This window comes from Siminovitchia sp. FSL W7-1587 (assembly GCF_037963795.1).
Classification (GTDB): domain Bacteria; phylum Bacillota; class Bacilli; order Bacillales; family Bacillaceae_C; genus Siminovitchia; species Siminovitchia thermophila.
In genome coordinates this window covers 1,872,953-1,890,430 of the sequence record NZ_CP150169.1, presented here as the reverse complement: position 1 = coordinate 1,890,430, position 17,478 = coordinate 1,872,953, and the positions used below count along the sequence as shown (strand labels likewise).

Sequence of the window (17,478 nt, the reverse complement as noted above, 5' to 3'; positions counted from 1 at the left end):
CTTTTTCGAGGAAATCGTGTCAGCTCGTCACAAAGGTTATGCCAACGAAACAAATGCATGAACTTTGAAGCAATCTGCCAGGTACTACGCCGCCCCTTTACTATCAAGGTACCCGAAAAACGTAAATGGGGAATCAACTGCCAGTCAAGCCCATTAGCTCAGTTAACAATCAGCGGAAAAGCTCTCGCTGTTTGAAGTTTGGCCTGATCTCATTGTGGAGTGTTCGAGTTTGAACGTTGTTCAACAGGCGCTTGCGCTTTTCTTAAAATACAAATTTATCAATTTCTTAAAGGGGTAAGTTAATTTTGAATGTAGCTTATTTAGGGCCAAAGGGAACGTTTTCGGAGGAAGCCGCCCTTCGTTATTTTCCACCAAATGGCGTGGAACTGATTATGCACGACAGCATCTTTGACGTGATAGAAGCTGTGGCGCAAGGGGAAATGGACAAAGGAATCGTCCCGATTGAAAATGCGATTGAAGGTACGATCACATTAACGACCGATGGATTGGTCACAAACAATGTTTGGATTGAAGGGGAGGCGATTTTGCCTGTCGCGCTTCATCTGTTGACGGTCGAAGGGGCAGATGTTGACGACATTCGCGAAGTTTGGTCCATAGCCCCTGCACTTGCGCAATGCCGGAACTTTATCAGAAAAATGAATGCGAAAATAAAACATTACAGCAGTACGGCGAATGCAGCCGCATCGCTTGTGAAAGCAGACGATAAACATGCCGGTGCCATCGCATCCGAATGGGCGGCCAAAACATTCGGCCTTGAGATCGCCAAAAAAAATGTTCATGATTTCGAGGGGAATTCAACAAGATTTATCATCATTTCGAAAGAACATACCGAGGTGCCCGAGGCCACCAAATCAATGCTCCTAATCACGCCGATGCAAGACCGCCCGGGATTGCTGGCCATCATTTTAAATGTCTTTTCCTCCCTTGATATCAACTTGTCTTGGATTGAATCCCGTCCGACGAAGAAAAAGTTGGGAACGTACCGATTTTTCGTTGAAGCGCAATTGGGCGCACACGAAATCAATTTGCAAAAGGCCATATCCATTTTAAAAACGTATGGACATGATGTCCGGGTGTTGGGCAGTTTCAACTCCAAACAACTGTAAAAGAGGTGCTCTTATGAAAATTGAAGTGTGGTCGGATTATGCCTGTCCTTTTTGCTATATTGGAAAGCGCCGTTTGGAAAAAGCATTAAGTCAATTTGCCCATCGCGACCAAGTGCAAGTAGAGTTTAAAAGCTTTGAACTCGATCCCGATGCTCCGCGGGACACAGAAAAAAGCAATCATGAAAGGCTGGCGGAAAAATACGGAATGACTGTGGAGAAAGCAAAGCAAATGGGGGAAAACATTCGTCAGCAGGCAGCCGACGAGGGGCTGGACTTTCAATTTGATACATTGGTTCCAACCAACACGTTTGATGCTCACAGGTTAACCCATTTTGCCAAAAAGAAAGGGAAAGGCCAGGAACTGGCGGAAAAATTGTTGTATGCCTATTTTACAGAATCCAAACACCTTGGCGATCATGCTGTTTTAGCGAATATCGCTGAAGCATCGGGCCTTGACCGAGAGGAAGCGTTGGCAATACTTAAAGATGACACTGCTTACGCGGAGGAGGTCCGCCATGATGAAAGGGCGGCGCAGCAAATGGGTGTGCGTGGTGTGCCATTTTTCGTTATGAATCAAAAGTACGGGATTTCAGGTGCCCAGCCGATGCAAACCTTCCTCAATGCCCTGCAAAAGGTATGGAATGAAGAAAAACAAGCATCTGTTTTACAGGATTCTGGAGATGAAGGGACCGCTTGCGGGGATGAGGGCTGTGACATACAAAATAATCCATCATAGCTTGGCTACGGGAGGACTTTCTTGCGTCCCCTCCCTGGCCATCCATTTTTTGAATATCATCCAAAACTTCGACTTAGCAGGATTTCTACTATCATGATCGGGCCTCTGATTTTGATCACTCTGTATCTCCTCTGCCAACATACTTTCTTTGACAAAAAGTTACTTAAATCGACCTGGTTTTTCTCCATTTTTCGAAAAAGTTAGAATCTAATGGTTTACACAAAGAAAGGATTATATTGGATTACTGTTTGAGTATTTGGAATGTTCTATCCAAAAAGGAAGGTAGGGAATATTTGTACATATGAGGGGAAAGTCAAGTTGATCGCGACCGGATTTTGAGTAGCGCCTATTGCAATCAGCAATGCAAAAATGCACATTGATCCAGACGCCAGGCTTCAACCGCTTCACAGTACTTCCATAATGGGAAAAACAAGCAGTTTCAATCTGACCTATATCATGACACAAGAAACACTCACAAGCTCCAGCCTTGTAAGTGTTTTTTGTTTCAAAAATGGTGGAAAAGCGCTCTTACAAACCTATAAAGGAGGCGATAGCATTAAATGTTAGTTTACAAATAGGAATTATAAGGTTTAAAATAGAGTAAACCTATCAGGATGAAAAGGAGAGGATCTTAGTTGGCTCAAGCGGCAAAAAGCAGACGAAAAGAATTAATCGCTCAGTTGACGGCCATTAGGATTATGAAAAAAGAGGACCTATTACAACTATCCTTGTCGGAATTGGAAGAAGAATACCGAAACATTCATCCGCATTGCGGAGTCGATTCGATTCGCTGGATTCGAAAGAAACAGTAGAAGGCTATGCTTTTTTGGCTCCCATTCTTGAAACAAGCTGGACAAACACCTCGGCAAAAACAAGGCCCATCGCAATCGCTCCGGAAATGATGAAGGCTTTGGAGGCAAGCGGAATTGCACCTGAATAATCATTGCTCACGATATGACGCATCGCCTCATAGGCGGCACCGCCGGGAACGAGCGGGATAATGCCGGCAACGATGAAAATAATGATCGGTGTCTTATAATACTTCGCCAATCCGTGGCCGGCAAGCGCCACCGCAAAAGCGCCGACAAATGATGCCTGCACCGCATCGATGCCAGAATCTGTCATCGTCCGAAAAAATATCCACCCGACTGTTCCGCAAATTCCACACGAAACCAATGATTTTCTCGGCGCGTTAAAAATAATGCCAAAACCCGCCGCTGATATAAAACTCATCACTATCTGTGTCAACATATACGACATCAGAAACACTCCTAAACATGGAAAAATTTGGCGGCCATGGGCTCGCCTCATACAAAAAACGAAAATACCAACGCAACGCCCGCGCCGATGGCGAACGCCGTCAAAAACGCTTCGGCTCCCTTCGAAACACCCGCCATAAAATGTCCCGCCATTAAGTCACGGATTGCATTCGTAATGAGCAACCCGGGAACGAGCGGCATGACGGAAGCAATAATGATCAAATCAAGATTCCTTCCGAATCCGAACTGAACTGATAAAACTGCCAGCCCGCCAATAACAAATGACGCGAAAAATTCGGCAAACAATTTTACCTTTGAGAGATAATGCGCAATCAGTAATATAATAAATCCGGCTCCGCCAATCAATGCCGCTGGAAGATAGTCGATCCACATACCTTTAAACATAAGCAAAAAACTCCCACTTGCCAGTGCGGCGGCCACAACTTGCAGCCAAGCAGGAAAAGACAAGCTTTTTTCATCAAGCTGTTTGAGCATTTGCTGCGCTTCGTTCAGGTTGATCTCGCCTTTGACCATCTGTCTGGAGATGCTGTTGACGAGTGCAATTTTTTCTAAATCTGTACCTCTTTCATTCACTCGTGCAAAATGCGTTGTATACATTGGTTCAAGGTTAAACATGACGACAGTCGGTGTTACAAAGCTTTGGCTGTTCGGAAATCCGGCCGCTGCAGCCATACGTGTCATTGTGTCTTCCACGCGATATGTTTCCGCTCCGGCTTGTGCCATCATGCGCCCCGCCAAAAGGCAAATATCAATGAGCAGTTGCTCTTTTCCCATCAACGCATTCCCCCTATTCCCGCCTTATTTTATCATACACACCTTGCATGAGAAAAAAAGTATTGACAATACAAAAAAAGTTTTATAATATCAAATACAATCATAATGCACGGCTATGAAGAAGAATAGTACCCTCCGTAACACTGAAGAGAGCCGGTGGTTGGTGCAAATCGGCGTGAATGCGGTGGGGAATGGGCTTCCGAGCTTCCAAACCGAACCCTGCGGGGGTGTAGGCTTTGGCGAAACATCCCGTCGTTACAAGGGAGAACGCATGAGATACTCATGCTGTGAAGAGAACTGTTTTCAACAGTTAAAAAAGGTGGCACCGCGGTCCCTCGTCCTTTGGATGAGGGGCCTTTTTGTCTTTTGGAAGATAAACAATAGCATATGACAATCGCGTTGAGCAAGAAGAGTACGTTTGGGCACTTTCGGTACAGAGAATCGGTGTTGGTGGAAATCCGGTGCGAAATCCCGAATGGAATGGGCTTGCGAGCTGTTTTCTGAATATGAGTAGGGAAACACGGGGATTCCACCGTTACATGGATAGGGCATCGGAAATTCAAATTCCCGTGTCTGAAACGAGATGGAAAGACTTTTTCCAATACGAGGTGGCACCGCGGCGAATGTTCGCCCTCGAATAAGCATTGATACGCTTGTTCGGGGGCTTTTTTATTTTAAAAAATAGTAAAGGAGAATCGACATGAACAAAACAATCCAACCGGGAATGAAAATGAAAAAGCTGAACGGAGACATTTTAACACCAATTACAGTATTTTTACGATTGGAGGGTAAGAAGAAGTTTTTGCTTGAAAGCTCCTTGAAACATAACGAGCAAGGGCGCTACTCTTTTATTGGCGTAAATCCGATTATGGAAATAATCGGTGAGGGAGATCAAACGAGTATCGTTTCAAAAAATGGGAAAGTAGTAAAAAAAGAAACGGGCTTTCCGCTTCAAATTCTGCAACGTACGGTACCCAAAATAGAGCTGGATGTTCCTTTTCCTTTTTACGGAGGCGCAGTTGGCTACGTAGGCTATGATGCCATCCGCCAGTACAACAAAATCGGCGAGGAACTGGAAGATGAAATAGGCATGCCGGACATTCATTTCATGGTGTACGAAGACGTCATCGTTTTTGACCACTTAGCTCAATCCATTTATATTTTGGCCATCAGCCTGGATGGAGGCCGGACAAATGAACAATTGGAAGAGAGAATAATAAAGCTGGAAGAGCAAGTTTTCCACGGCCACACAGATGAAACATTGGGAGAATGCCAGATCGACTTTGAACCGCAAATGGAAAAAGAGGAATTTATCAGGCGTATTGAGGAAGCAAAAGGCTACATTTTAAAAGGAGAAGTGGAGCAAGTCGTCCTTTCACAAAGAATGAGCGGGGAAGTGAAAGCCGATCCGTTTCATTTTTACAGGGTGCTGCGAAACTCTAACCCTTCACCATATATGTTTTTTGTGGACTTCAAAGAATATGTGGTTCTCGGTTCCTCTCCGGAAAGCTTCATCAAATCAAACGGCAACAAAATCCAAACGAACCCGATTGCCGGTACAAGACGACGGGGGCATACCGAAGAAGAGGATCGTGCACTTGCGGAGGAACTCATCACGGATGAAAAAGAACTGTCCGAACACCGCATGCTGATTGATTTAAGCCGGGAAGACATGGAAAAAGTGTGCGTCCCCGGAAGCTTTGACATTAGAAGCTATATGCAAATAGAGTACTATCGCCATGTCATGCACATCGTCTCGGAAGTCGAAGGCATCTTGACAGAAGGCTGTTCCGGGTTGGATGCCTTAATCTCTTTGCTTCCTGCGGGAACCGTATCCGGCTCCCCGAAAGTACGGGCCATGCAAATCATCAACGAACTAGAAGATGTAAAGCGCGGTGTATACTCTGGAGCACTCGGATACGTCAATGCGAACGGCGATGTCGACTTCGCCCTTGCCATCCGCTCCCTTGTTATAAAAGAGGGACGTGCGCACCTTCAAGCCGGCGCCGGCATCGTTCACGACTCCGTACCTCGGCTCGAATATAAAGAAACGATGAATAAAGCGCGGGGATTGCTGAGCACAAAGCCTTTGTAGCGGAGGAATCCCCTGGAATTTAGTCATCAAGTTGTTGAGATCGTCCCCGTCTTACGGGGGTAAACGCAAAACAGACATCGACAAAATTGTGCTTAAAGTAGAAGGTGTCCAATCAGGGTCTAGGCGTCTTTTGTTCTTTGGACACTCTTTTCATTTCAAATACGTTGTGATTTCAACATTTGAATGGTACTTTTTTAAAAGATATACTTTTTAAGACAGTTCCGTTATCGCGGAAGGTATGTAAAGATGAATGGGCATTTTTCTGTACGTAATTATAAAGTAATGAACGATGATGAGAAAAAACTTTTCGAAGGGGGATTACGGTGAGCTACAAAAATACATTCATTACAAGTTCCGAGGATTCAACGGTTGATTCGGCTGTAGAGCCTGTTCCAAGAAACGGCAAGCCCACGATCGCCTCTATTCAATATGAGCTCATTAAGCATAATCCCTACAAATATACAGAAGAAGATGTGCAATTTAAAACCTATTTAATCAAACATCAAATGGAATTGCATCATACAGAAGAGATGCGAGAGCATTTTTTTTCAAAACCACAGGCTTGTTTTCGGGCTTCCCCCTTAGTGAAAAAATATGGCTGGGGAATACATTATGATGAACAGGGAAAAATTGCCTTATACGGTGTAAACAGTGAAGCATATAATAGATTTCTCGATTTGGAAAACATCACTTTATTAAAGGGAATGCGCTCAAAAAGGAAGTAAAGCTCCGTCTTCCAATTGGATTCCAAAGATACGGCGGACCCTTGAGAGCATGAACCCAATTGCCTATCGTCTGAATATGGTTCGGTTAATCCGAAATACGATTTTATCCCGCATGTAAGGTGCCGTAAGCCTCCCACTTCAAAATCTTGGGTGAATACAAAAGGTTCAAGCGGGAGAAAACGGCACCTAAATGCCCGATTGGTTCAACTAACATTCAGTAGGAAAAGGAGAAAACGCCTACTGAATGAAGTTTCACTTTATCCCGCATGTAAGGTGCCGTAATACTCCCACATCAAGACCTGAGTAGATACAAAAGGTCTAAGTGTGAGAAACGGCACCTAAATGCCCGATTGGTTCAACTAACATTCAGTAGGAAAAGGAGAAAACGCCTACTGAATGAAGTTTCACTTTATCCCGCATGTAAGGTGCCGTAATACTCCCACATCAAGACCTGGGTAGATACAAAAGGTCCAAGTGTGAGCAAACGGCACCTAAATGCCCGATTGGTTCAACTAACATTCAGTAGGAGATGGAAGAAAACTCCTACTGAATGAAGTTTCACTTTATCCCGCATGTAAGGTGCCGTAAGCCTCCCACTTCAAAATCTTGGGTGAATACAAAAGGTTCAAGCGGGAGAAAACGGCACCTAAATGCCCGATTGGTTCAACTAACATTCAGTAGGAAAAGGAGAAAACGCCTACTGAATGAAGTTTCACTTTATCCCGCATGTAAGGTGCCGTAATACTCCCACATCAAGACCTGAGTTGATACAAAAGGTCCAAGTGTGAGCAAACGGCACCTAAATGCCCGATTGGTTCAACTAACATTCAGTAGGAGAAGGAAGAAAACGCCTACTGAATGAAGTTTCACTGTATCGCCCACTACACATCTAGATGGAGGATTGAAAGCTGTGATTCATGTACATTCCTTGGAAGAAATTAAGGCAAATATTGAAGAAAACAAGGTAACACTCCTTTATATATCGAGACTCAGTTGTTCGGTATGCCACTCACTGCTCCCGCAGGTGGAAGAGCTGCTGACACAATTTCCAGCAATCGTTCCGATTCACGCAAATGCCGATCAAATTCCTGAAATAGCAGGGGAATACTCTGTTTTTACCGTCCCTGCCGTTCTTGTCTTCGCCAATGGAAAAGAAATGATTAGAGAAGCAAGATTTGTGCCGATTGGAGAATTGGAGGAGCAGCTTTCAAAGCTTATTTCCCATTTAACCTTAACCTAATAATAGTTGTGACCTGTCCGCTACGGTAGTGGTGCGGCGTGCGGTCATGATCTGGAACTGCGAAATGACGATCTGAACATCAACTCTTTTTTACACAAGCAAAAATGCCAATACCGAAATCAAGACGGACGCAACGCTCATCGCCAAAAGCGGCTTCAATGCCTTTGTCCTTACATCCTGTAGGCTGACATTCAGTCCAAGACCGACCATGGCTGCCGTGAGAAGCCACGTCGTTCCGCTTGAAACAAAGTCCATGAAGCCTTGCGGAACCACGATCACAGATCCGAGCACATACGTTCCGATTATGCTCATCGCAATAAAGCCGAGAAGAAATAACGGAAAGCCTACTTTGGCATTCCCTGTCGAATCTTTTCCCGACCTTGATTTAACCCAATAAACCAATATGAAACAAAGCGGTATAAGCAAGAATACCCGTCCCAATTTGGCCAGCAATGCCATGGCCAGTGCCTCTTGGCCCCCTGGCGCGCCTGCCAGCACGACGTGAGCGATTTCATGCAGACTCATCCCGGTCCACGCCCCGTACTCAGCGCCGGTCAGCGGCAAAACCGGCCGCAAAATCGTATACACAATACCGAAGACCGTTCCCACAAGAGCAATGATCCCCACGCTGATCGCGGTATCTTCATCCTTTGCTTTGATAATTGGAGCTACCGCCGCAATTGCGGCTGCCCCGCATACTCCAGTTCCAACACCAAGAAGAAGCGAAATGACTGGATTTGCCCGCAGCCGCTTCGCGACCCATACCGTCACCAAAATGGCAATCGTAATAATGCCCGCATCCCGTATCAATAACCCAAGACCATCTTGTAAAACGGTATGAATATTCAATTTCAATCCATATAGAACAATCGCTGTCCGCAGCAACACTTTAGAAGAAAAAGCCACCCCCGGCCGCAATGCTTCCGGATAGCCGAAAATTTGCCGGAAAACGACCGCTATTAAAATGGCAGAAGCCATTTGACCGATCAAACTGAAACCCGGAATTCTTGCAAGCAAAAATCCAAGCAATGCAATGAAAAACGTAAAAGCAACTCCTCCTGCCCATAATCCGAAAAAAGAACTTTTTTCCTTCTGCCGTTGCAGGGGTTCGCCTTCCTCTTTATGATGTTCCGTTTTTCCAAAACTCATGTGTATCCATCCTTCCGGCTGATCTCCTAATGTAAGGATATATGAAAAAGATATATAAGAAAAATAAATGATTATAATAGCAATAATAAGCATTTTATATACTAGGAGGAATGCGAGATGGATCAGCTACTGGAAGTGTTTGTCGCTGTTGCTGAAAAGAAAAATTTTTCACGGGCAGCTGAAGAACTGCATATGACTCAGCCTGCGGTAAGCCAGCACATTCAGGCGTTCGAGCGGGAGATCGGAACGAGGCTATTGGATCGGACCAATAAATATGTGAAACTCAATAAAGCTGGTGAAATCGTATACGACCATGCGGTGGAAATACTCGGTCTTTATACGAAAATGCAACGCCTTGTCGATGATTTGACAAACAAGACGAGCGGACCGTTAACGATTGGGGCAAGCTACACATTCGGCGAGTATATTTTGCCCTATGTAATTGCCGATATGCTTGAACAATACCCGCTTGTCACTCCAAGCATTTCCATTGGCAACACCCGGGACATTGCGGAATCCGTCTTGAAACACCAGCTGGATGTCGGCATTGTGGAAGGGGATTTCCGCCACCATCAGCTTATGATTGAGCCCTTTGCTAAAGATATTATGCATATTGTCACGGCGCCGACCCACAAGCTTGCCAAGTTGAAAAAAGTGACACCCGCCGACTTGGCCCAAGAAACATGGATTGTTCGGGAAGAAGGCTCCGGAACAAGAACAGCGGCAGATAAGATGCTTGATTCCCTGGATATATCTCCCGAAAAAATGATGGAATTCGGAAGTCTTCAAATCATTAAAGAGTCCGTTGAGGCCGGGCTTGGTGTCAGCTTGCTTTCAAAGTGGGCCATCAGAAAGGAGCTCTCCATGGATACTTTAAAAATCATTGATGTAAACGGCCTGCCTTTCACAAGAACATTCTCAATCGTTACATCATCTCCTTATAGAACAAAAGCGTTGGACACATTTTTGCAGTTTGTCCGTGAAGTATTCGAGAAAAGCTGAATGCGTGTCCTATGATTCCTATCTGAGTGCGTGCATTGGAATCCGGTATACACTTAAATTTAATTCAATTTTAAAGTCGAACTCTTAAGACGCTGGTAGTGGAGATTTATTGGTTTCACCGAAGACTAGAGTACCTGAACATGGGCAACATTAACCATAATGGAGAATATGAATTCGAAGTTACTTCCATTCAGCATATGTGAAAGGGAATTGTTATGATGGAGCTTAATATGTCAAAAAAAGTGGATGTTTTGGGAATAGAATTTGATAATATGACCCAAAAACAAATGATTGATATGATCAAGACTCGCATCAAACAGAAAAAGAAAACATTTATTGTTACTGCGAATCCAGAAATTGTTATGAAAGCACAGCGAGATCAAGACTATAAGGATACTCTTCAGTCTGCCGATTTTATCATTCCGGATGGAGTCGGGATTATGCTGGGAGCGAAGATGTTAAAGAGGCCGCTTCTTGAGAGGGTAGCGGGTTTCGACCTGATGACAGAACTATTGGCGGTGGCCAATCAAGACTGCTTGAATGTATTCTTCCTCGGCTCCAAAGACAATGTAATCCAAATGATGATCCGTAATGTGAAGCAAGAATATCCCAATGTCCAAATAGGCGGCTATCATCACGGCTACTTTGAAGGAAATGATCCTCGTATTACTGATATGGTAAAAAAAGCAAATTCCGATCTTGTTTTCGTTGCGATGGGTTTCCCAAGGCAGGAAAGGTGGATTCAAAAGAATGTAAATGTATTTGAAAAGGGCATTTTTATAGGAGTGGGCGGTAGTTTCGATGTGTTAGCCGGTGTTGTAAAACGTGCACCAACTATCTGGAGAAGCTGGAAAATCGAATGGTTATATCGGTTATGCAAACAGCCATCCAGATGGAAAAGGATGACATGTTTACCGTTGTTTGTTTTAAAAATATTAGGTTCTACAGCAAGCGATACGTTTAAAAAAACGATAAAACTCATCCGATAGACATTTTTGGAGCTTAACATTAAAAACTGAAGGGGACGAATGACCACCTCCAGTTTGTTAGGAAATCATGTATCAGTATAAGTATTTTATTAACCGATCACTTGAATCGCCCCTTGAATATTCATTCCAATCATTCGCGAATGTTTGAACCCTCTCAAGGTATTCATCACGATTGTTGCGAATTTCTTTTATGAGTTCTTCTGTATTCTTCACGATCGGCCCCGGAACCAGCTGTTCATAAGGCTCCCAAAAGCCGCGAGCTGAAGTATAAACGTCCAAATCATAAGCGAAAAAAATCATTGGTTTATGCAAAAGCGAGAATTCAAACGGAATGGACGAGTAGTCGGTAATGAGTATATCCGAAATAACCAATAATGGATTGACTTCAGAATATCCCGAGACATCACAAATAAAGTCCGGATACATGTTACAAAATGTTGTTTGGATAGCCGGATGAAGTCGTAGAAGGAGCACATAATCTTCATTCAATTCCTGATACATTCGATCAATATTCAATTTGAGCCTGGAGTTGTGAATGTCATTGTCACGGTAAGTAGGAGCAAATAAAAGGACTTTTTTTCCGTGAATGATTGGGATTTTTGTTTTCAGAAAATCTGCCGCTTTCTCCATGGCTTTTTTATGGAAGAAAAAATCTGTCCGGGGAATGCCTGTCCGTAACATTTTTTCAGTTTCAATGCCAAAGCTTTCGTGAAAAATGTCCGCCATCTTCCGGCTTCCAACCACAACATAATCAAAGCGGCTGTATACTTTGATAAAACGCTTCAACGCCCGCGGGGGACGATTCTGGATAGAAGGATCTTTAAGTCCAAAGCGTTTAATCGCCCCCGCTGCATGCCATAACTGAATGCAAATCACATTCGGTTTAAACCGAGTTGCCGCCAAAAAACCGAAGTAATTATCCACAAAAACATGGGTGGATGTAGCCAGATGGTAAATGGAGCGAATCCAGCCAATGACATTCTTGGGATCAAAGGCTAACACAAGGCAGTCACATCGCCGTTCGAAATCCATTTTGCATTGGGATGTTTTTAAAATAACAATAGAATGGTTTACTTGCTTTTCCAGCGCGTTTAATGTGAATAAAACATTATCTCCAAAAGACGCGACGAAAGTTGTTTTCGCCTGTTGGGGATATAATTGAAAGATTGAGAAAAACACGCGAAAAACAAGTAAATATAACATAATCGCCGCTTCTCTAAGCATTACTAAGCTGTAAATCATTTTTAATTTTAGTCGTTGAAATCCCAACAGTGCGCGGAAGATAAACCACATTACAGTATTCCAGCAAAAAATCAAACTTCCCTTTCCAGTCATCACCCATTATGAATACATCAATGCCATACTTCTTTATATCTTCTACTTTCTGCTCCCAACTATGCTCCGGAATCACCTGATCCACATAGCGAATCGCTTCCATAATCGCTTTTCGTTGTTCAAATGTGTAGTATGCTTTTTTTTGTTTTAAAGCATTAAATTCATCAGTGGAAATCGCCACGATTAAATAGTCCCCATATTCCTTCGCGCGGTGCAAAATATTAATGTGCCCGATATGAAGCAAATCAAAAGTGCCATACGTGATGATTTTCTTCATGCTGAAGAGCCCTCCAATTTGTTTTAAACATTTGCAAACTTCTCCGTAAGCGTTAGTTATTATGTTATGTCAAGAATTTGCCATTTATCCCAAGGAAAGTATTTGAACATTTTTCACATCTCTTTTCGCTACGGAAACAATATCGTTCAGTCTTTGTTTCTTTAAAGAAAGTAAATATATCAACATCATTTGAAGTATTTTATGAACTCATTCAGAGCTGAATCTATGACACTACAAACCTTTTTTCGTGAAATAAGTGCCACGGTGGCAACACTTCGTTGCACGATCCTTTCGGAATATAGGGTGGTTGTATAAAAATCCACCCCGGATAAGGTCGGCTCCATTCATTGATCAAAATTGTCAGCAGTCCCGTCTTCGCTGCTGGAAAGTGATTTGTTTGGAACGGTAGAAGGCAGTTTTATAAGGGGTGTTGATCGGCCCAGTGGGAGTTTACAACATCTTAAGCAAGGGTATATTGACCTTTGAAAATGATCATGCGGCCTCCGTCTCGTTTTCCTTATTTTGATTCAAAAGCAGTAAAGTGTTATTCATAAAGCAGCAACAATCTTGCAATATTGGTAACACTACTTAATGAAAATTTGCTTTTCTATTTGTGGGGTTTATGATAAACTTCACGATAAAAGTGCTCTTTTTTTTGGATTGTTGGTTTTTCTCAAACCTCATTTTACCAAAGGAGGGAGCTTTTTTTGTGAAGTGGGGGAAACGTAAAAATCAGGGCCAAGTTCCTGGTACCTTAGGGCTTTTTTCGGGCCGCCAGACGTTTCTATTATCATTGACGATTGTAAGTTTTTCAGTTAGTCTTTTAGACACTGATTAACAGGCAAACACGGTAGTTTCCATCGCGTACAAGTTGCCCGATTTGACAATTTTTGACCTAGCTAAGCGATCTAATTCATTTTGCAACAGAATGTTCATCGTCCTTAGAAAATTTTATGTTATAATGTGTCAGAGTGCAGTTTTCTCTAAAGCGCGCCGGGAGGGAAGTTTCATGAATTACAAGACAAGAATGTTTGTGCTTGTCTGTATTGATTCAGCGATTGTTTTATTATCGATTTTCATGTCGCATTTTTTATTAAACCCATTTTATAAATATGTCGTTAATGAACTGATCATTACTACATCGATCACTTTGTTAATCACTCACCATCTCTTCTCCTATTTTTTTGGCTTGTACCGAAGAGTATGGAGATATGCGAGTATGGAAGAGCTTGCCGGCGTATTTTATGTCGTGACCTCATCCATTATTATTACGGCAATTGTTCAAAAGCTTGCCTTTAATAATATATATTCTCGCGGACTATCACTAACATTTATGTTTCACATACTGTTGTTGGGTGGAGTCCGGTTTTGGTGGAGATTTATCCAGTCTGTTTTATTCGACATTAAAAATTGGGGGATTAGCCCAAGTAAAAAAGTAAGGACTTTAATCATTGGCGCTGGATCAACAGGACGGATGCTACACCGCCAGCTCAAAGAGCATCCCAATACAGAACTGCAGCCAGTTGCGTTTCTTGATGATAATTCAAGTGTCCAACAACTGGAGATCGGCGGCCTGCCAGTGGCGGGTACGATCGAAGATATGCCGAAAGTGATGAAACGCTACAAGATTGAACATGTTGTGATCGCTATCCCATCATTAAAGAAACAAAAATTGAACGATATTGTTTCCGAAGCGAAAAAATATGTGAAAAATGTTCAAATACTGCCGATGATCGGTGATTTAGCATCAGGAAAAGTCGAGATCACTGAGATCCGGGATGTCTCCATCGAAGACTTACTGGGGAGAGAGCCGGTAGAACTTGATATAGAAGGTATCGCCAATAAAATCAAAGGACAAACAATACTCATCACCGGGGCAGGGGGTTCCATTGGTTCGGAACTTTGCAGGCAATTATGCCACTTTTCCCCGAAAAAGATGGTCCTGCTTGGGCATGGCGAAAACAGTATATATAGCATTGACATGGAACTAAAATCCAAACATCAAGATAAAATCGCATTTTTAACAGAAATTGCGGATGTTCAAGACCGCCATACAATGTTTGAAATAGTGTCTAAGCATAAACCTGCTTTTGTATTTCATGCAGCTGCCCATAAACATGTTCCCCTTATGGAAAGAAATCCGGAAGCGGCGGTCAAAAACAATATTTATGGTACGAAAAATGTTGCTGAAGCCTCCGATGCCGCGAATGTTGATACTTTTGTGCTTATTTCAACCGACAAGGCGGTCAATCCGACAAGTGTAATGGGAGCGACTAAGCGCATTGCCGAGATCATCGTTCAGAACTTAAATAAAGTTAGCCAAACCAAATTTGTTTCCGTAAGGTTCGGAAATGTGTTGGGAAGCAGAGGCAGTGTTGTTCCGTTATTTAAAAAGCAAATTGCCAATGGCGGGCCAGTAACTGTTACCCATCCAGAGATGACACGCTTTTTTATGACGATTCCCGAAGCGGCAAGACTTGTTATCCAAGCAGGCGCTCTGGCAAAAGGCGGCGAAATTTTTGTGCTTGATATGGGTGAGCCTGTAAAAATTGTAGATCTTGCCAAAAAAGTTATTAAACTTTCCGGCTTCACCGAAGACGAGATTAAAATCAAATTTACCGGGGTCCGTCCAGGTGAAAAACTATATGAAGAAATCATGAATGAAGAAGAAGTAGATCCCGTCCAAGTATATCCGAAAATATTTATTGGAAAAGCAACAGAAGAAAATATGACTGAGGTGCTTCAAGAGATCGAGCTAATTATCAATGATAAGGAAGAACTTAGAAAAACGCTTCTGACAATAACCAATAAAAAGAATCCGACGGAATGTAAAGGTCCCAATCATGAAGCCGTAAAGAAAATACTGACAATGGCTCATTGATAACAAAGAACGTAGTACGTGTCCATATATTTCGTACTGACGTTCTTTCTTTGAATCGGGATAATTTATGCTCCCATGTGATGAGGTGGAAAAATGGAAAACGTTCATTTTGCAATAGTAGGCTGTGGCCATATTGCCAAAAAACATGCTGAAGGAATCAAAAATACACCAGGAGCAACATTGGTTGCCGTGTGCGATACCATTCCTTCCAATATGGAATGGTATGTTCAAGAATGTCAGGCCGTTGCTTATCAAGATTATGATGAAATGTTAAAAAATCCTAAAATAGATGTTGTGAACATTTGTACGCCAAGCGGCTCCCATGCCCCTTTGGCTATAAAAGCCGCAGAAGCGAAAAAACATGTCATCGTTGAGAAACCAATAGCATTAACTATAAAAGACGCAGATGCCATTGTAGAGGCTTGCAAGAAGAACAAAGTCAAATTATCAGTGCTGCATCCGAATCGTTTTCGACCTGCAATGATGGAATTGAAAAAAATGATGGATGAGGGGCGCTTTGGAAAGCTGAGCCATGCCAATGCCACTGTTCGGTGGAATCGTAATCAGCAATATTATGATCAAGCACCCTGGAGAGGAACCAAATCACTGGATGGCGGCGTTTTAATGAATCAGGCTATACATAATTTGGATCTCCTTTTATGGCTAATGGGAGATATCGATGAAGTGTACAGTATGTCCGCTACAAGACTCCGGAAAATTGAAGCCGAAGATGTATCAGTAGGAACTGTGAAATTTAAAAACGGCGCCTTGGGTGTCATAGAAGCTGCTACAACCATATATCCAAAGAACTTTGAAGAGTCTTTGAGCATTTTCGGAGAAACGGCATCGGTGAAAATCGGAGGAAGAACGGCCAACTTCATCGAGCACTGGGTGATGGAAGGAATGCCGGAAGAAGAGGTTGCGCAATTAAAACATAAAATAAATGAAAATCCATACGGAATTCCTGGCCACCAGTGTATTATAGAAGACATGGTTCAAGCTGTTAATGATGATCGCGAACCGATCATTACAGGTGAAGACGGCATCAGGGCATTGCGATTGGTTGCCGGGCTCTACCAGTCTGCTGAGAAGAGAATGCCTATAAAAGCGCATGACATTGAATGAAATCAATAACCGAAGGAATTGATAACTATGAAAAATGTTCAAATGGGAGAAAACGCAGTGATTGGCAAGAATGTCAAGTTTGGAGAAAATGTGACGATCGGCCATAATGTAGTAATATATGATGGGGTAAAACTTGGAAACAACATTATCATCCAAGATAATGCCGTCATTGGAAAACAACCTACAAGAGCCAAAACTTCCATCTTGCCGGATGTAAAGAAGCTACCGCCTACTGTGATTGGAAATGGTGTAACAATCGGAACATCCGCGATTATTTATGCCAATGCTGAAATTGGCGATGATGTTTTTATTGCCGATTTGGCTACCATTAGAGAACGAGTGTCCATCGGTGAAAAAACAATAGTTGGACGGGGAGTAGCTGTAGAAAATGATTGTAATGTGGGGAAATATTGTAAATTGGAAACGAATTGTTACATTACGGCCTATTCCACATTAGAAGACCATGTGTTTATTGCACCGTATGTCGTCACGACAAATGATAATTATATGGCCCGTTCCAAGGAGCGCCTCAAGCATTTTAAAGGTGTGACGGTAAAAAAAGGAGGCAGGATCGGGGCGAATGCTACGATTTTGCCTGGAAAAGTGATACATGAAGACGGAACGGTTGCAGCGGCAAGCGTAGTGAGTAAAGATGTCCAGAAAGAAGAGCTGGTTATTGGGGTGCCGGCACGAAAGCTACGAAACGTTCCTGAGGATCAGTTGTTAAGGAATCAATAATTGGT

Annotated in this window: 16 protein-coding genes, 1 pseudogene and 2 other annotated features; of the genes and pseudogenes, 12 read left to right on the top strand and 5 right to left on the bottom strand. The window is 42.9% G+C overall.

The annotated features are described in order from the left end of the window. Positions 1-305 precede the first annotated feature (305 nt). The 4 genes and pseudogenes from pheA to fbpA all read left to right on the top strand — a co-directional run bounded on the left by pheA (position 306) and on the right by fbpA (position 2,675). Positions 306-1,127: a prephenate dehydratase gene (pheA, locus tag NST31_RS08750; protein WP_077113214.1), complete on the top strand. Its 822-nt coding sequence runs from the start codon at positions 306-308 to the stop codon at positions 1,125-1,127. A gap of 13 nt (positions 1,128-1,140) precedes the next feature. After that, the gene (locus NST31_RS08745; RefSeq protein ID WP_339165066.1) at positions 1,141-1,863 is read left to right on the top strand and encodes a DsbA family oxidoreductase; all 723 of its coding nucleotides are present in this window, start codon (positions 1,141-1,143) and stop codon (positions 1,861-1,863) included. Positions 1,864-2,148: 285 nt separating this feature from the next. Next, positions 2,149-2,283, top strand: a pseudogene (locus NST31_RS08740) (ferredoxin--NADP(+) reductase); the annotation flags it as partial. 215 nt (positions 2,284-2,498) lie between these two features. Then, positions 2,499-2,675 (top strand): Fur-regulated basic protein FbpA, encoded by a 177-nt coding sequence (gene fbpA / locus NST31_RS08735; RefSeq protein ID WP_339165065.1) that lies wholly within the window; start codon positions 2,499-2,501, stop codon positions 2,673-2,675. Between the two features lie 4 nt (positions 2,676-2,679). Here fbpA and NST31_RS08730 read toward each other — a convergent pair whose 3' ends face one another. Both NST31_RS08730 and NST31_RS08725 read right to left on the bottom strand, forming a co-directional pair. Continuing rightward, positions 2,680-3,123 carry a threonine/serine exporter family protein gene (locus NST31_RS08730; RefSeq protein ID WP_077113217.1) on the bottom strand — a complete coding sequence of 148 codons (444 nt, stop codon included), beginning with the start codon at positions 3,121-3,123 and terminating at the stop codon, positions 2,680-2,682. 47 nt (positions 3,124-3,170) lie between these two features. After that, positions 3,171-3,917 carry a threonine/serine exporter family protein gene (locus NST31_RS08725; protein WP_077113218.1) on the bottom strand — a complete coding sequence of 249 codons (747 nt, stop codon included), beginning with the start codon at positions 3,915-3,917 and terminating at the stop codon, positions 3,171-3,173. Positions 3,918-4,023: 106 nt separating this feature from the next. After that, positions 4,024-4,263 (top strand) — a binding site (T-box leader). 44 nt (positions 4,264-4,307) lie between these two features. Then, positions 4,308-4,555 (top strand) — a binding site (T-box leader). Positions 4,556-4,617: 62 nt separating this feature from the next. Here NST31_RS08725 and trpE point away from each other — a divergent pair. The 3 genes from trpE to NST31_RS08710 all read left to right on the top strand — a co-directional run bounded on the left by trpE (position 4,618) and on the right by NST31_RS08710 (position 7,977). Continuing rightward, positions 4,618-6,012 carry an anthranilate synthase component I gene (gene trpE / locus NST31_RS08720; RefSeq protein WP_339165063.1) on the top strand — a complete coding sequence of 465 codons (1,395 nt, stop codon included), beginning with the start codon at positions 4,618-4,620 and terminating at the stop codon, positions 6,010-6,012. Between the two features lie 323 nt (positions 6,013-6,335). Further along, positions 6,336-6,737, top strand: a complete 402-nt coding sequence (locus NST31_RS08715; protein WP_205180313.1) for a DUF6157 family protein — start codon at positions 6,336-6,338, stop codon at positions 6,735-6,737. A 910-nt stretch (positions 6,738-7,647) separates the two neighbouring features. Then, positions 7,648-7,977: a thioredoxin family protein gene (locus NST31_RS08710; RefSeq protein ID WP_339165061.1), complete on the top strand. Its 330-nt coding sequence runs from the start codon at positions 7,648-7,650 to the stop codon at positions 7,975-7,977. A 90-nt stretch (positions 7,978-8,067) separates the two neighbouring features. Here NST31_RS08710 and NST31_RS08705 read toward each other — a convergent pair whose 3' ends face one another. Beyond that, positions 8,068-9,126 carry a putative sulfate exporter family transporter gene (locus tag NST31_RS08705; protein WP_339165060.1) on the bottom strand — a complete coding sequence of 353 codons (1,059 nt, stop codon included), beginning with the start codon at positions 9,124-9,126 and terminating at the stop codon, positions 8,068-8,070. Positions 9,127-9,243: 117 nt separating this feature from the next. Here NST31_RS08705 and NST31_RS08700 point away from each other — a divergent pair, with 117 nt between their 5' ends. Together NST31_RS08700 and NST31_RS08695 are read left to right on the top strand one after the other, a co-directional pair. Continuing rightward, the gene (locus NST31_RS08700) at positions 9,244-10,128 is read left to right on the top strand and encodes a LysR family transcriptional regulator (RefSeq protein ID WP_339165059.1); all 885 of its coding nucleotides are present in this window, start codon (positions 9,244-9,246) and stop codon (positions 10,126-10,128) included. A gap of 230 nt (positions 10,129-10,358) precedes the next feature. Then, positions 10,359-11,117: a WecB/TagA/CpsF family glycosyltransferase gene (locus tag NST31_RS08695; protein ID WP_077114477.1), complete on the top strand. Its 759-nt coding sequence runs from the start codon at positions 10,359-10,361 to the stop codon at positions 11,115-11,117. Between the two features lie 72 nt (positions 11,118-11,189). On the opposite strand, the gene NST31_RS08690 is transcribed toward NST31_RS08695, so the two are convergent. Together NST31_RS08690 and tagD are read right to left on the bottom strand one after the other, a co-directional pair. After that, complete coding sequence (locus NST31_RS08690) at positions 11,190-12,320, bottom strand: CDP-glycerol glycerophosphotransferase family protein (RefSeq protein WP_339165056.1); 1,131 nt, start codon at positions 12,318-12,320, stop codon at positions 11,190-11,192. Positions 12,321-12,333: 13 nt separating this feature from the next. Beyond that, a complete protein-coding gene (tagD, locus tag NST31_RS08685; RefSeq protein ID WP_205179178.1) occupies positions 12,334-12,729 on the bottom strand; it encodes a glycerol-3-phosphate cytidylyltransferase in 396 nt (131 codons plus the stop codon). Positions 12,730-13,738: 1,009 nt separating this feature from the next. On the opposite strand from tagD, the gene NST31_RS08680 reads away from it, so the two are divergent. The 3 genes from NST31_RS08680 to NST31_RS08670 all read left to right on the top strand — a co-directional run bounded on the left by NST31_RS08680 (position 13,739) and on the right by NST31_RS08670 (position 17,473). Then, positions 13,739-15,610 carry a nucleoside-diphosphate sugar epimerase/dehydratase gene (locus NST31_RS08680; protein ID WP_339165054.1) on the top strand — a complete coding sequence of 624 codons (1,872 nt, stop codon included), beginning with the start codon at positions 13,739-13,741 and terminating at the stop codon, positions 15,608-15,610. Positions 15,611-15,703: 93 nt separating this feature from the next. Next, complete coding sequence (locus NST31_RS08675) at positions 15,704-16,735, top strand: Gfo/Idh/MocA family oxidoreductase (protein ID WP_205179183.1); 1,032 nt, start codon at positions 15,704-15,706, stop codon at positions 16,733-16,735. A 27-nt stretch (positions 16,736-16,762) separates the two neighbouring features. After that, positions 16,763-17,473, top strand: coding sequence for an N-acetyltransferase (locus NST31_RS08670; RefSeq protein WP_205179185.1), 711 nt, complete (start codon positions 16,763-16,765; stop codon positions 17,471-17,473). Positions 17,474-17,478: the final 5 nt, after the last annotated feature.

Excerpts from the sequence above, each read along its gene's own strand:
- NST31_RS08745 (WP_339165066.1), top strand. The coding sequence starts at position 1,141 with ATGAAAATTGAAGTGTGGTCGGATTATGCCTGTCCTTTTTGCTATATT.
- NST31_RS08730 (WP_077113217.1), bottom strand. The coding sequence starts at position 3,123 with ATGTCGTATATGTTGACACAGATAGTGATGAGTTTTATATCAGCGGCG.
- NST31_RS08725 (WP_077113218.1), bottom strand. The coding sequence starts at position 3,917 with ATGGGAAAAGAGCAACTGCTCATTGATATTTGCCTTTTGGCGGGGCGC.
- trpE (WP_339165063.1), top strand. The coding sequence starts at position 4,618 with ATGAACAAAACAATCCAACCGGGAATGAAAATGAAAAAGCTGAACGGA.
- NST31_RS08705 (WP_339165060.1), bottom strand. The coding sequence starts at position 9,126 with ATGAGTTTTGGAAAAACGGAACATCATAAAGAGGAAGGCGAACCCCTG.
- NST31_RS08700 (WP_339165059.1), top strand. The coding sequence starts at position 9,244 with ATGGATCAGCTACTGGAAGTGTTTGTCGCTGTTGCTGAAAAGAAAAAT.
- NST31_RS08695 (WP_077114477.1), top strand. The coding sequence starts at position 10,359 with ATGTCAAAAAAAGTGGATGTTTTGGGAATAGAATTTGATAATATGACC.
- NST31_RS08690 (WP_339165056.1), bottom strand. The coding sequence starts at position 12,320 with ATGTTATATTTACTTGTTTTTCGCGTGTTTTTCTCAATCTTTCAATTA.
- tagD (WP_205179178.1), bottom strand. The coding sequence starts at position 12,729 with ATGAAGAAAATCATCACGTATGGCACTTTTGATTTGCTTCATATCGGG.
- NST31_RS08680 (WP_339165054.1), top strand. The coding sequence starts at position 13,739 with ATGAATTACAAGACAAGAATGTTTGTGCTTGTCTGTATTGATTCAGCG.
- NST31_RS08675 (WP_205179183.1), top strand. The coding sequence starts at position 15,704 with ATGGAAAACGTTCATTTTGCAATAGTAGGCTGTGGCCATATTGCCAAA.
- NST31_RS08670 (WP_205179185.1), top strand. The coding sequence starts at position 16,763 with ATGAAAAATGTTCAAATGGGAGAAAACGCAGTGATTGGCAAGAATGTC.